Genomic DNA, 13,249 nt, shown 5'->3' with positions numbered 1-13,249 from the left:
TGCTCCGCAGGGTTGTATGTACAAGGTTGGATGTAACAAATCACTGTATCGGAAGCCGATCCGATTGCGATAGGTGTTTTGCCTAAACGCTGACAAATTGCCAACAAATTACCATCGACTTGCCTACAATGCCCCATGCATATCCCGTGCCAATGACAGAACCCGCAGGCCCGAACCCGCCATGAAATCTGACGCCAAGCCCAAGGCCAAAACTGACTCCGGCCCCATCGTGTCGTCGGCGCATCTGGTGTCGGCGCAGAGCGCGGAGATGAGCGAGTTCGAGTTTGGCCTCATCGTGGCGGGCAATGCGTTCCACCGCTGGGTGGTGCACTGCATGGCAGCAGCGGGCCTCAAGGACCTGACGCCGCTCGACGTGGTGGTGCTGCACCATGTCACGCACCGCGCGCGCGACAAGCGCCTGGCCGACATCTGTTTCATCATGAACGTGGAAGACACGCACCTGGTCAACTACTCGCTCAAAAAGCTGCAGACCCTGGGCGTGGTGGCCTCGCAAAAGAATGGCAAAGAAGTGACCTACGCCGCCACCGACACCGGCCGCGCCTACGTGCAGCGCTACCGCGAGATCCGCGAGAGTTGCCTGATCGACGCCTTGAATGCCGATGACGCGCTCAACCGCGACATTGGCGAGCTGGCCCGTTTGCTGCGTGTGCTCTCGGGCATGTACGACCAGGCGGCGCGCTCGGCCGCGTCGTTGTGAACTCTGGCCTCCGATTTTTGAGTTTTTGAATGAAAAGCGGCTGTAGCGCAATTGCTAATTGCGCTGGCAGCTATTGATTAGATAGCATCACCATGTCCAACCAACCTTCCCCCATGTCCCGCTGGCAGTTCTGGATAGACCGTGGAGGCACCTTCACCGACGTGGTGGGCAAGCGGCCTGACGGCACCCTGGTCACGCACAAGCTGTTGTCCGAGAACCCCGAGCAGTACAAGGACGCGGCCGTGGCGGGCATTCGCCACCTGCTGGGTTTGAAGCCGGGCGAGCCGGTGACGCCTGAGCTGGTGGAGTGCGTGAAGATGGGCACCACCGTGGCCACCAACGCGCTGCTGGAGCGCAAGGGCGAGCCCACGCTGCTCATCACCACCAAAGGCTTCAAGGACGCGCTGCGCATTGCGTACCAGAACCGTCCGCGTTTGTTTGACCGCCACATCGTGCTGCCCGAGCTGCTGTACGAGCGTGTGGTCGAGGCCCAGGAGCGCATGGGCGCGCAGGGCGAAGTGATCGAGCCGCTGGAAGAAGCGCATTTGAGGGAACGCCTGTGGGCCGCCTACGACGCGGGCCTGCGCAGCGCGGCCATCGTGTTCATGCACGGCTATCGCTACACCGCACACGAAGAGGCTGCAGCCCGTATTGCGCGCGAGATCGGCTTTACGCAGGTGAGTGCATCGCACGCCACCAGCCCCATGATGAAGCTGGTGAGCCGGGGCGACACCACGGTGGTCGATGCCTACCTGTCACCCATCCTGCGCCGTTATGTGGACCAGGTAGCGAGCGAAATGCCGGGCGTGAAGTTGTTCTTCATGCAGTCGTCGGGTGGTCTGACGGACGCCCAGGTGTTTCAGGGCAAGGACGCGATCTTGAGTGGCCCGGCGGGCGGCATTGTGGGCATGGCACGCACTGCCGGTTTGGCAGGCCACGACAAGGTCATCGGCTTTGACATGGGTGGCACCAGCACCGACGTGAGCCACTACGCCGGCGAGTTCGAGCGCGAGTTCGAAACCCAGGTGGCGGGCGTGCGCATGCGCGCGCCGATGATGAGCATCCACACCGTCGCGGCCGGTGGCGGCTCCATCCTCGGCTTTGACGGCGCACGTTTCCGCGTCGGCCCCGAAAGCGCGGGCGCCAACCCCGGCCCTGCCAGCTACCGCCGGGGCGGCCCGCTGGCCGTGACGGATGCAAACGTGATGGTGGGCAAGATCCAGCCCGCGCATTTCCCCAAGGTGTTTGGCCATGCAGCCAACGAGGCGCTGGACGGTGATGCGGTGGCGCAGAAATTTGGCGACCTGGCCGCGCAAACGGGCCGCAGCGCCGAGGACGTGGCCCACGGCTTTATCCAGATCGCCGTGCAGCAGATGGCCAATGCCATCAAGAAGATCAGCGTAGCGCGTGGGTATGACGTGACACGCTACACCCTGCAGTGCTTTGGCGGCGCAGGCGGTCAGCATGCGTGCCTGGTAGCCGACGCTTTGGGCATGACGCGCGTGTTTGTGCACCCGCTGGCGGGCGTGCTCAGCGCCTATGGCATGGGCTTGGCGGACCAGAACGTGATCCGCGAACAGGCCGTAGAAACGAAGCTGGTGCCCGATGCACTCGCAAGCATCGAAGCCACGCTGGACCAACTGGCCACCACCGCACGCACCGAGCTGGAGCGCCAGCAGGTGGGCGCGGGCACAGCCGTGGTGCACCGCCGCGTGCATGTGCGCTACGAGGGCAGCGACACCGCGCTCATCGTGCCGTTTGGCTCGCTGGCCGAGATCACCGCAGCGTTCGAGAACGCTTACCGCCAGCGTTTTGCGTTCCTCATGCAAGGCAAGGGCTTGGTGGTCGAAGCGGTTTCCGTCGAGGCCGTGGTGCCCGGCGATGCCCCCGTGGAGCCGCGCCACGCGGTGCAGCCTGTGCGCGAGGTACCGCGCCGCAGCACCGTGCGCATGTACACGGGTGGCGTGGACGGTGTGCCCGCCTGGCACGACGCCGCGCTGGTGGTGCGCGAGGACCTGCGCCCCGGCGACGTGATCCCCGGCCCGGCCATCATTGCCGAGAAGAACGCCACCACCATCGTGGAGCCCGGCTGGGAGGCCGCGCTGACCGACCTGGACCACCTGCTGCTCAACCGCCGCGTGGCGCGCGCCGTGCAGCATGCCGTGGGCACCACGGTGGACCCGGTGCTGCTGGAGGTGTTCAACAACCTGTTCATGAACATCGCCGAGCAGATGGGGCTGCAGCTGCAGAACACGGCGTACTCGGTCAATATCAAGGAGCGCCTGGACTTCAGCTGCGCGCTGTTCGACACCGAGGGCAACCTCATTGCCAACGCGCCGCACATGCCCGTGCACCTGGGTTCGATGGGCGAGAGCATCAAGACGGTGATCCGCGAGAACGCTGGCAAGATGCAGCCGGGTGATGTGTTCGTGCTCAACGACCCGTACCACGGTGGCACGCACCTGCCTGACATCACCGTCATCACGCCGGTCTACATTGCCGACGAGGCCACGCCCACGTTCTACGTGGGCAGCCGCGGCCACCACGCCGATGTGGGTGGCACCACGCCGGGCTCCATGCCTCCGTTCTCCACGCGCATTGAAGAAGAGGGCGTGCAGATCAACAACGTGAAGCTGGTGGAGCGCGGCGTGCTGCGCGAGGCCGAGATGATCGCGCTGCTGGAAAGTGGCGAATACCCCAGCCGCAACCCGCAGCAGAACATGGCCGACCTGCGTGCGCAGATTGCAGCGAATGAGAAGGGTCAGCAGGAGCTGCGCCGCATGGTGGGCGAGTTTGGCCTCGATGTCGTGCAGGCCTACATGCGCCATGTGCAGGACAACGCGGAAGAATCCGTGCGCCGCGTCATCACGCGGTTGAAGGATGGCAGCTTCACGCTGCCGCTCGACAACGGCGCGCAGATCAGCGTGGCCGTGAAGGTGGATGCGCAAAGCCGCAGCGCCACCATCGACTTCACCGGCACCAGCCCGCAGCAGACGAACAACTTCAACGCGCCCACGGCGGTGTGCATGGCGGCGGTGCTGTATGTGTTCCGCACGCTGGTGGACGACGACATTCCGCTGAATGCCGGGTGTCTCAAGCCGCTCAACGTGATCATCCCGCCGGGCAGCATGCTCAACCCCAACCCACCGGCCTCGGTGGTGGCAGGCAACGTGGAGACCTCCACCTGCATCACCAACGCGCTGTACGGTGCGCTGGGCCTGATGGCGGCGGGGCAGTGCACCATGAACAACTTCACCTTTGGCAGCACGCGCTACCAGTACTACGAGACCATCTCCGGTGGCAGCGGCGCGGGTGGGGTGTGGGATGCGAATGGACAACTGGCGGGCGGGTTTGACGGCACCAGCGTCGTGCAGTGCCACATGACCAATTCGCGCCTGACGGACCCGGAGGTGCTGGAGTTCCGCTTTCCGGTGCGGCTGGAGGGCTACGAGATCCGCAAGGGCTCGGGCGGTGCGGGTCAGTACAAGGGCGGCGATGGCGGCATCCGCCGTGTGCGCTTCCTCGAACCGATGACGGCCAGCATCTTGTCCAACGGCCGCCACCATGGTGCGTTTGGCATGGCGGGCGGCCAGCCGGGCGCCGTGGGCATCAACAAGGTGGTGCGCAGCGATGGCCGGGTGGAACTGCTGGACCACATCGGCCAGGCCGAGATGGCGCCGGGCGATGTGTTCGAGATTCATACCCCCGGCGGCGGCGGGTTTGGCGTGCCAGGGGCGAAATAAGAGCAATAGTGCTGCAGGCGCATGTTTTATATGCGCCTGCAGCTATCAAATCGGGAGTAATTGATCAGGGGTAAGTGATCAGGAGTCTTTGGCTTCTGGGCTGCCATCCACCTTGGGCTGGCTCAGGCTGGGTGGCACATCGCGCCCGGCCTGCCGTGCGCGGAACAACGCCGCGCGCATCAGAAAAATCGACATGATGGGCACCGTGATCGCCACGAACACGGCAATTAGCAGCGCATGGAGGGCCAGGCTGCTATCGGCCACCGAGAAGTACAGCACGGTGCCATGCATGATCAGCCAGCAGCCCAGCGTGGCGATGATGGAGGGGGCGTGTACCCGTTCAAAAAACGTGGGCAGCCGCAGCAGTCCGATGGAGCCCAGCAGGGCCAGCGCAGCACCGGCCAGCACCAGCACGGCCACGATGATTTCCAGCCATAGCGGAAGAACCGCCGTGACGGTGGTGGCAGCGTCGGTCATTCGATCACCTCGCCGCGCAGCAAAAACTTGGCCATGGCCATGGAGCCGACAAAGCTGAACAGCGCCAGCAGCAGCGCGGCCTCGAAGTAGTTCTTGCTGCCGTAGAGCAGCCCCAGCACCAGCATCATCAGCATGCCGCTCAGGTACATGCAGTCCAGCGCCAGCACACGGTCTTGCGCAGACGGGCCTTTGAGCAGTCGGATCAACGCACAGCCCATGGCCAGCGCGAGCATGAGCAGGGCGGCCGGCAGGGCCCAGTCCAGCACGGGGGTCATTCAAAAATCTCCATCAAGGGGGCCTCGTAGCGCTGTTTCACGTCAGCGATCACCGTGGCGGGGTCGTCCAGCTCCAGCACGTGCAGCAGCAGCATGCTGCGGTCCAGCGAAATCTCGGCCCACGCGGTGCCGGGCGTGATGCACACGATCATCGCCAGCACGGCCAGTGCGTTGGGGTCCCGCACGTCCAGCGGGATGTGCACAAAGCCCGCAGGGTGGCGCCTGCGGCCGGGCGCCAGCAGCAGGCGGGCCACGGCCAGGTTGGACCGGGTAGTGTCTGCCACCACCGTGAGTGCCAGGCGCAAGACGGTGCCCGGCTTGCGAATGCGCACCGGCAGTGGGCGCAGCCCGGCCGTCAGCAGCGGGATGGCCAGTGCCAGCACAGAGCCCAGCACGAGGTGGCCTGCACTCAGGCTGCGGTTGAGCAGAAGCCACAGGCCCAGCAGCGCCAGCGAAAGCAGCGGGGCCGGGACCAGGCGCCGCAACAGACCGGGGCGCGGGGGAACGGCTGGGGCGTTGGATGCCGTCGATGGGCCTGGCTGGGTCATGGCTTGCTCCCCGGTGGCAGGGTTTCAGGCGCTGCCGCAGGCGAAGGCGCGACGGGCGCGGCGGTCATCACCGCACGCACATAGGTGCCTGGCGCATGCAGGGCATCGGCCGTGGCCTGGGTGTAGCGCATCACTGCGCCGGCTTGCCACACCAGCGCCACGCAGGCCAGCAGCAGCAGGGCAATGGGCAGCCCCTCCAGCACCAGCAGCTGCGGTGAAGCCCGGCCCTGGGCCGACCAGAAATGGCGAATGCCCGCGCGCGTGAGCGCCAGCAGTGCCAGCAGCCCCGAGCCCACCAGCAGCGCCACCAGCGTCCAGCCCGCAGCGCCCAGGCGGAAGCCCTGGGCCGCACCCAGCCCCAGTGGGTTGAGCAGTGCATGGACCATGGCGAACTTGCCCACAAAGCCGGGCAGGGGCGGCAGGCCCGCAATCACGAGCGTGCAGGCCATGAACGCCAGGCCCAAAAAGGCCGCAGCGGCGGGGATGACCTGGCCGATCAGCGCCTGTTCCTTGTCGTCCAGGTTCATGCCCTCCGTGGGCACCAGGTCGGCCGACAGAAAGGGCGCGTCGTCGGTCTGCTCGTACGGCGCGAGGTTGGCCCCGTCATTGCGCCAGCGGTCGATCAGGTCGGTGAGCAGGAACAGCGCGCTCACAGCCAGCGTGGAGCTGAGCAGGTAGTACAGCAGCCCGCTGGTGAGCAGGTTTTGCCCGAAGCCGACAGCGGCCAGCAGCGTGCCCGATGACAACACGGCGCTGAACCCGGCCAGATGCCCCAGGCGCTGCGATCCCAGCATGCCCATGGCGCCAAACGCCATGGTCAGCATGCCACCGCCGATGAGCCACTGGCTGCCAAACAGCGCGGATTCACCCGCCTCGGCGCCAAACAGCAGCGTCCACAGCCGCAGCACGCTGTACACGCCCACCTTGGTCATGAGCGCAAACAGGGCACCTACGGGCGCCGTGGCCGCGCTGTAGGCAGGCACCAGCCAGAAGTTGAGAGGCCACACGGCGGCCTTGATGAGGAACGCGACCGCCAGAATGGCGGCGGCTGCGTGCAGCAGACCCCGGTCCGCCACGGCCACACCCGCAATGCTTTGCGCCAGGTCGGCCATATTGAGCGTGCCGGTGATGCCGTAGAGCATCGACACGCCGATGAGGAACAGCGACGAGGCCGCGAGGTTGATCGCGATGTAGTGCAGCCCCGCCGACACGCGCGGGCGGCCCGAGCCGTGCAGCAGCAGCCCGTAGGACGCCGCCAGCATGATCTCGAAGAACACGAACAGGTTGAACAGGTCGGCCGTGAGAAAGGCCCCGGCCAGACCCATGAGCTGGAACTGGAACAGCGGGTGAAAGTGCACGCCCGCCCGGTGCCAGCGCGCGGCCGAGAAAAGCACGGTGGCCAGCGCCACCGTGTTGGTCAGCACCAGCATCATGGCCGACAGGCGGTCGATGACCAGCACGATGCCGAACGGCGCCGGCCAGTTGCCCGGCAGGTACACGCCCAGGCTGGTCTGCACGCTGGGCTCCTTGGCCTGCACCAGCAGCAGCACGGCCACCACCAGGCCCATCAGGGTCGAGGTGATGTTGAGCGTGACCTTGGTGCGCTGGCGCTCTTCGCGCAGCAGCAGCATGAGCCCGGCCGTGAGCAGGGGCAGTGCAATGGGCGCGAGGATCAGGTGCGGCATCAACCGCTCCAGTAGGAAGTGCACGGATGTCATGTCAGGACTCCATGGCGCTGCGCATGAAAAGGGCGCGCCTCAGGCCAGGGCAGCCGAGCCTGGGCCGCCCCGCCGCGAGGGCTGCGTTCCCCTGCCCGCAGCGCGCAGCGGCAAAGCCGCTCAGAGGAGTGTTCTTCATCACGGCATCTCCTGCTCATCTTTGGCGCGGGTGCCGTCCACATGGTCGGTGCCGGCCATGCCGCGCGATGCCAGGAGTACCACGAGGAAGAGGGCGGTCATAGCAAAGCCGATCACGATGGCCGTGAGGGTGAGCGCCTGGGGCATGGGGTCGGCATAGTGGGCCAAGTCTTGCGGCACCCCGGGCTGCAGCACGGGTTCCTTGTCAATCGCGAGGCCCAAGCGACCCATGCTGAAGATGAACAGGTTGACGGCATACGACAGCAGCGACAGGCCCATGATGACCTGGAAGGTACGCGGCCGCAGCAGCAGCCACACGCCGGAGCCGGTGAGCACACCGATGGCCAAGGCCAGTATCAGTTCCATGGACCTTCTCCCGGTGTGGCGGCGGCCTGGGCTTCTTCGGCCGCGCGTGCGTTGTTGTAGCGGTGGCTGCGCACCGACTGGTGGGCAATGCCGGTGAGGATGAGCATGGTGGAGCCCACCACCAAGGTGAACACGCCGATGTCAAAGAACAGGGCGCTGGCCACATGGATCTCACCCACCACAGGCAGCGAAAAATGCGCCGTGTGGCTGGTCAGGAACGGATAGCCCCAGGCCAGTGCGCCCAAGCCCGTGGCCAGCGCGGCGAGCAGGCCTACGCCAATCCAGCGGCGCGGGTACAGCGGCAGATGGGCCTCGACCCAGGACGTGCCCGAGACGATGTACTGCAGCAGCAGCGCTACCGAGAACACCAGCCCGGCCACAAAGCCGCCGCCAGGCTCGTTGTGTCCGCGCATGAACAGGTACACCGCGACCAGCGTGGCAAAGGGCAGCATCAGTCGCACCAGCACGGCGGGCACCATGAGATAGCCCACGGCGGTGTCGGCCGTCTGGCTGGGGTTGGCCAGATCGGTGTCCACGTCGGGGGGCAGCGCTCGCTGTTGGGGCGGCAGGTCCATCACCTCGCGTGCGGGCCGGAAGCGCCGCAGCAGCGCGTACACCGTGAGCGCCACGATGCCCAGCACCACGATCTCGCCAAAGGTGTCAAAGCCCCGGAAGTCCACCAGCATCACGTTGACGACGTTGGTGCCGCCGCCGCCCGTGAGTGCGTGCTCCAGGAAGAAGGTCGAGGTGCTGTCCGGGAACGGACGGCTCATCATGGCGAACGACAGCAGCGCCATGCCGCCACCTGCAGCCAGTGTCAACGCCAGGTCGCGCCAGCGGCGCAGCTGGGTGCGGCGTTCTTCGGCCAGCGTGGGCACGCGCAGGCTCTCGTCACGCCGGGGCAGCCAGCGCAGGCCCAGCAAAATGAGGATGGTGGTCACCACCTCCACCACGATCTGTGTGAGCGCCAGATCGGGCGCTGAGAACCACAGGAAGGTCAGGCATACGCACAGTCCGGAGCCGCCCAGTAGCGTCAGTGCCGCCAGCCGGTGGTATTTGGCCTGCCATGCTGCCGCCACGGCGCACACCGCGCCCAGCAGCCACAGCAGCGCAAAGGCAGGCGACAGCGGTAGCTGCACCCGGTCGCCAATGGGCAGGCCCCGCGCCCACAGGGGCAGGGTGCCCGCCACCAGCGCAGCGCACACCAGCCAAAGCATTTGCCACTGCAGGCGACCGGTGCCCAGCAGGCGGCGGCCGTTGCGGCCCATCAGGCTGAGCACAGCCAACGTGGCCTCAAAGGCCCGCTGGCCGCTGATGCGGCGCATGATCGGGGGCGCATCGATGATGCCCTTTTCGCGCTGCCAGCGCAGCAGTGCGTAGAGCGCGATGCCCCCGCCCAAAGCGACCAGGCTCATCACAAAGGGGGTGTTGAAGCCATGCCAGACCGCCAGGCTGTACGTGGGCAGCTCGCCGCCCACCACCGGCCGCGCGGCAGCGGCCAAGTAGGCCCCCATCGACCATGCGGGCAACGTGCCCACCACCAGGCAGGCCAGCACCAGCAGTTCGACTGGAACGCGCATCCAATGTGGGGGCTCGTGGGGCGGTCGTGGCAGGTCGGTGGCGGGCGGGCCAAAGAACACATCCACCGTGAAGCGCAGCGAGTAGGCCACGCTGAACATGCCGGCCACCGTGGCGGCGATGGGCAGCAGCCATTCGAGCAACGGCGTGGTGTTCACGTACACCGTCTCGGCAAAGAACATTTCCTTGGACAGGAAGCCGTTGAGCAACGGCACGCCCGCCATGGCCGCGCTGGCCACCATGGCCAGGGTGGCGGTGATCGGCATCATGGTGCGCAGACCCGACAGGCGCCGTATGTCGCGCGTACCGCTTTCATGGTCCACGATGCCCACGGCCATGAACAGCGAGGCCTTAAAGGTCGCGTGGTTCATGATGTGGAACACAGCGGCCACGGCCGCCAGCGGACTGTTCAGGCCCAGCAGCAGGGTGATGAGGCCCAGGTGCGAGATGGTCGAGTACGCCAGCAGCCCCTTGAGGTCGTTCTGGAACATGGCGGCGTAGCCGCCCACCAGCAACGTGCACAGCCCCGCACCGCCCACCAGCCAGAACCACTGCTCGGTGCCTGCGAGCGCCGGCCACAGGCGCGCCAGCAGAAATACGCCGGCCTTGACCATGGTGGCCGAGTGCAGGTACGCCGACACAGGCGTGGGCGCTGCCATGGCGTTGGGCAGCCAGAAGTGGAACGGGAACTGCGCGCTTTTGGTCAGCGCGCCCAGCAGAATCAGGACAAGCGCGGTGGTGTAGAGCGGGTGGTTCTGGATGAGCTGCCCCGCAACCAGCACATGGTCGAGGTCGTAGCTGCCGACGATGTGGCCCAGCACCAACATGCCCGCCAGCATGGCCAGTCCGCCCGTGCCGGTCACCGTCAGCGCCATGCGCGCACCCCGCCGCGCATCCTTGCGGTGGTGCCAGTAGCCGATCAGCAGGAATGAAAACAGGCTGGTCAGCTCCCAGAAAAACGCGATCTGGATGATGTTGCCCGACAGCACCACACCCGCCATCGCGCCCATGAACGCCAGGAAGAACGAGAAGAAGCGCGGCACCGGGTCTGCGGGCGACATGTAGTAGCGCGCGTACAGCACCACCAAGCTGCCCACGCCCAGCACCAGCATGCAGAACATCCACGCGAAGCCATCCATGCGGATGACGAGGTTCAGGCCCAGCGCGGGCAGCCAGGCCAGTTCTTGCCGGATCACGCCGCCGTCTGCAATCTCTGGAAAGTACAGCGCCGCCTGGGCTGTGCAGAACAAGGCGATAAGGCCCGCCAGGGTGGACTCGGTATTGCGGGCGTTGGACGGCAGAACCGCTGCCAGCAGGCTGCCGATGAAGGGGAGAAGAATGAGCGTGATCAGGGGCATGCGCAAACGATTCTAGGGCGTGTCCCCCTTCAATTCCCCCACGCGCTGGCGGTGCAATGCGGATGGAAGCCCGACAAAGCAGACGCCGCATTGCGCAGCCAGCCCGAAGGGAAAGCCAGCCAGGCCGCACACTGCGTCGTTGCCCTTCGCTTGTGTAGCCAAGCTACACGGCGCTCAGGGCGCCTAGCACTGCACGGCCTGGATGGCTTTCGCGTGGGGGAATTGAAGGGGGACACGCCCTGGGGGCAGCCCCTAAAAACCCTGCCCGACCCACGCTGTTGGGTAGCCATGCTGCAAAAAACAAGCCCGCTGCAGCGGGCTTGCTGCTTGTGAAGCGTGCTTAGTTTTTGCTAGCGCTGCTTGCTGGGGCTGGAGTAGCCGGTGCTGCCTTTGCAGTCGCAGGGGTGGCTGGTGCGACCGGTGTGACTGGCGTAGCCGGCTCCTTGTCAGCGCCGGCCTGGGTTCGGCGGTCTGCTGTCTGGGTATTGCCGTGCTTCTTGTTGTTTTTCTTGGCTTCAGCCTTGGCGGCTGCCGCCGCGCTGTACTTCTTGCCGTTGACCGTCAGGCCCTCTTTGGAGAAGTTGACGGCACTCTTGTTGCCCACGCCGCCCACACGGCCAATGAAGTCGGCCCAGTCCTTGAAGGGTGCGCTTTGGCGCTCTTGCAGGATGCGGCCCGACAGGCCGGGGCCAATGCCCTTGATGCCGTCGAGTTCGGCCTCGGTGGCGGTGTTCACGTCCACGGCGGCCCAGGCGGCGGAGGCAAGCAGCGTGGCAACAAGCAGGGTCAGCAGTTTCTTCAGCATGGCAAGGGTCCTACGGCGTAGCGGGGGAGGGCCGGGGTCAGAGTTCTTCGACCCGGCGCGCGGGGTAGCTGTCCCAGGTCTGACAGCCGGGACATTGCCAGAAATGCTGACGGGCTTCAAAGCCGCAGGCCGCGCAGCGGTAGCGGGTGAGGGGTTTGACGGCATGGTCCAGTGCACGTTGGACCTGGGGGTGGAATTCTTCGTGTTCCAGCTTTTCGGTGGCCAGCCATTTGGCGGCGGCGACCAGAGAGCGTTCCTTGTCCAGGTGCTCCACATAGCGTTGGCGGGCGGATGGGTGGGTGGCCTCGTCGGCGGCCTCCATGGCCACAATGCTTTCCAGCACGTCCAGCGAAGGCGCTTGTGCATAGTGGGCCTGCAGCAGGGCGTGCACTTCCTGCGTGCGGCCAGTGGCCGTTCCGGCCTCAACCATCAGCGGGGCCGCCAAGGGCAGTGCAGCGGGGTTGCGCTCGCCCAGCGTCTTCAGGGTGGACAGCACCGCCGCGGGCTGGCCCATGAGGCGTTGCAGGCGCGCCAGTTCAATGCGCGCACGCGCCGCCTCGGGGGCAGCCACCACAGCCTGCTCCAGCAGGGCCTGGGCGCCGGGCAAGTCGCCTTGCGCGCTCAGCGCCAGGGCCTGCTCGCACAGGTAGTGGGCCTGGCGGGTGCTGAAGTCGCCCTGGTCGGCGTCGTGCATCTTGCGGGCGATGCTGGCGGCATGGGGCCAGTCGCGCGAGCGTTCGTAGATGGCCAGCAGCGCCAGGCGGGCCTGGGCCTCGAACGGGGTGCCCTCCAGGCGCTGCAACGCGTCTTCGGCGCGGTCCAGCAGCCCGGCCTTCAGAAAGTCGAGCGCCAGTGCATGCTGGGCGCGCTCGCGGTCGGTGCGGGAGAGGTCGCCGCGCGAGAGCAGATGTTCGTGAACACGCACGGCGCGGTCGTACTCGCCCCGGCGGCGAAACAGATTGCCCAGGGCGAAGTGCAGCTCGGACGTATCCGGGTCGTTCTGCACGGCCTCGATGAAGGCGTCGATCGCCTGGTCCTGCTGCTCGTTGAGCAGGAAGTTCAGGCCCTTGAAGTACGCCTTGGGCGCCCGCCGGTTCTCTGCGCGCAGCTGGCGCAGGTCAAAGCGCGATGCGAGCCAGCCCAGCACAAAGGCCAGAGGCAGGCCCAGCAGTATCCAGCTCAGGTCAAATTCCATGGATTGAAGGCAGGTCAGGAGGTGGTGGAGGCGCGGCGGGTGTGGCGCTGGTGGCGGGCGCTACAGGGGTGGGGGCAATGACCGCGGCCTGGGCGCGGCGTGCAGCGGTGCGGTGCCGCCACCAGCGCGGCACCATGCCCAGGGCCCCAACGACCAGACCTGCGGCAAAGGCGGTCAGCACCACCAGCACCAGCGGCGCGCGCCATTGCGTGCCAAAGAAGAAATGCACGGTCGCGTCCTGCTGGTTGTTCAGCGCGAAGGCGAATAGCGTAAAAAAAATGGCTGCCTTGAGCAGCCACAGGAGGTATTTCATCGGTCTCCCCAGTGGTG

The 13,249-nt window shown here is 66.2% G+C and carries 11 protein-coding genes; 2 read left to right on the top strand and 9 right to left on the bottom strand.

Annotated features, from left to right (window positions below):
* Positions 1 to 181 precede the first annotated feature (181 nt).
* Positions 182 to 718: a winged helix DNA-binding protein gene (locus ASD94_RS17315; RefSeq protein ID WP_056063673.1), complete on the top strand. Its 537-nt coding sequence runs from the start codon at positions 182 to 184 to the stop codon at positions 716 to 718.
* A gap of 92 nt (positions 719 to 810) precedes the next feature.
* Entirely contained in the window at positions 811 to 4,461 is a 3,651-nt protein-coding gene (locus ASD94_RS17310; RefSeq protein ID WP_056645434.1) for a hydantoinase B/oxoprolinase family protein, read from the top strand.
* A 78-nt stretch (positions 4,462 to 4,539) separates the two neighbouring features.
* Here ASD94_RS17310 and mnhG read toward each other — a convergent pair whose 3' ends face one another.
* The 9 genes from mnhG to ASD94_RS17265 form a co-directional block, all read right to left on the bottom strand.
* Positions 4,540 to 4,938 carry a monovalent cation/H(+) antiporter subunit G gene (mnhG, locus tag ASD94_RS17305; RefSeq protein WP_056645432.1) on the bottom strand — a complete coding sequence of 133 codons (399 nt, stop codon included), beginning with the start codon at positions 4,936 to 4,938 and terminating at the stop codon, positions 4,540 to 4,542.
* The gene (locus tag ASD94_RS17300) at positions 4,935 to 5,213 is read right to left on the bottom strand and encodes a K+/H+ antiporter subunit F (protein ID WP_015014443.1); all 279 of its coding nucleotides are present in this window, start codon (positions 5,211 to 5,213) and stop codon (positions 4,935 to 4,937) included. Before ASD94_RS17300 ends, mnhG begins: the two co-directional genes overlap by 4 nt.
* The gene (locus ASD94_RS17295; protein ID WP_056645965.1) at positions 5,210 to 5,701 is read right to left on the bottom strand and encodes a Na+/H+ antiporter subunit E; all 492 of its coding nucleotides are present in this window, start codon (positions 5,699 to 5,701) and stop codon (positions 5,210 to 5,212) included. Before ASD94_RS17295 ends, ASD94_RS17300 begins: the two co-directional genes overlap by 4 nt.
* Before the next feature lie 56 nt (positions 5,702 to 5,757).
* On the bottom strand, positions 5,758 to 7,479 hold the full coding sequence (locus tag ASD94_RS17290) for a monovalent cation/H+ antiporter subunit D (RefSeq protein ID WP_056645429.1): 1,722 nt from the start codon (positions 7,477 to 7,479) through the stop codon (positions 5,758 to 5,760).
* A gap of 138 nt (positions 7,480 to 7,617) precedes the next feature.
* Positions 7,618 to 7,983, bottom strand: coding sequence for a Na+/H+ antiporter subunit C (locus tag ASD94_RS17285; protein ID WP_056645428.1), 366 nt, complete (start codon positions 7,981 to 7,983; stop codon positions 7,618 to 7,620).
* Positions 7,974 to 10,919, bottom strand: a complete 2,946-nt coding sequence (locus ASD94_RS17280) for a monovalent cation/H+ antiporter subunit A (RefSeq protein WP_056645425.1) — start codon at positions 10,917 to 10,919, stop codon at positions 7,974 to 7,976. The genes ASD94_RS17285 and ASD94_RS17280 overlap by 10 nt, the downstream gene beginning before the upstream one ends.
* 340 nt (positions 10,920 to 11,259) lie before the next feature.
* Complete coding sequence (locus ASD94_RS17275; protein WP_056645423.1) at positions 11,260 to 11,724, bottom strand: helix-hairpin-helix domain-containing protein; 465 nt, start codon at positions 11,722 to 11,724, stop codon at positions 11,260 to 11,262.
* A gap of 37 nt (positions 11,725 to 11,761) precedes the next feature.
* Positions 11,762 to 12,919 (bottom strand): lipopolysaccharide assembly protein LapB, encoded by a 1,158-nt coding sequence (gene lapB / locus ASD94_RS17270; RefSeq protein WP_056645420.1) that lies wholly within the window; start codon positions 12,917 to 12,919, stop codon positions 11,762 to 11,764.
* Positions 12,909 to 13,232, bottom strand: coding sequence for a lipopolysaccharide assembly LapA domain-containing protein (locus ASD94_RS17265; protein WP_056645417.1), 324 nt, complete (start codon positions 13,230 to 13,232; stop codon positions 12,909 to 12,911). Before ASD94_RS17265 ends, lapB begins: the two co-directional genes overlap by 11 nt.
* Positions 13,233 to 13,249: the final 17 nt, after the last annotated feature.

The sequence above is a fragment of the Acidovorax sp. Root70 genome (assembly GCF_001428225.1).
Lineage (GTDB): Bacteria > Pseudomonadota > Gammaproteobacteria > Burkholderiales > Burkholderiaceae_C > Acidovorax.
This window is presented reverse-complemented; position numbering and strand designations above follow the sequence as displayed.

Bases quoted from the DNA above. Each gene is read 5' to 3' on its own strand.
- ASD94_RS17315 (WP_056063673.1), top strand. From the start codon at position 182: ATGAAATCTGACGCCAAGCCCAAGGCCAAAACTGACTCCGGCCCCATC.
- ASD94_RS17310 (WP_056645434.1), top strand. From the start codon at position 811: ATGTCCAACCAACCTTCCCCCATGTCCCGCTGGCAGTTCTGGATAGAC.
- mnhG (WP_056645432.1), bottom strand. From the start codon at position 4,938: ATGACCGACGCTGCCACCACCGTCACGGCGGTTCTTCCGCTATGGCTG.
- ASD94_RS17300 (WP_015014443.1), bottom strand. From the start codon at position 5,213: ATGACCCCCGTGCTGGACTGGGCCCTGCCGGCCGCCCTGCTCATGCTC.
- ASD94_RS17290 (WP_056645429.1), bottom strand. From the start codon at position 7,479: ATGACATCCGTGCACTTCCTACTGGAGCGGTTGATGCCGCACCTGATC.
- ASD94_RS17285 (WP_056645428.1), bottom strand. From the start codon at position 7,983: ATGGAACTGATACTGGCCTTGGCCATCGGTGTGCTCACCGGCTCCGGC.
- ASD94_RS17280 (WP_056645425.1), bottom strand. From the start codon at position 10,919: ATGCCCCTGATCACGCTCATTCTTCTCCCCTTCATCGGCAGCCTGCTG.
- ASD94_RS17275 (WP_056645423.1), bottom strand. From the start codon at position 11,724: ATGCTGAAGAAACTGCTGACCCTGCTTGTTGCCACGCTGCTTGCCTCC.
- lapB (WP_056645420.1), bottom strand. From the start codon at position 12,919: ATGGAATTTGACCTGAGCTGGATACTGCTGGGCCTGCCTCTGGCCTTT.
- ASD94_RS17265 (WP_056645417.1), bottom strand. From the start codon at position 13,232: ATGAAATACCTCCTGTGGCTGCTCAAGGCAGCCATTTTTTTTACGCTA.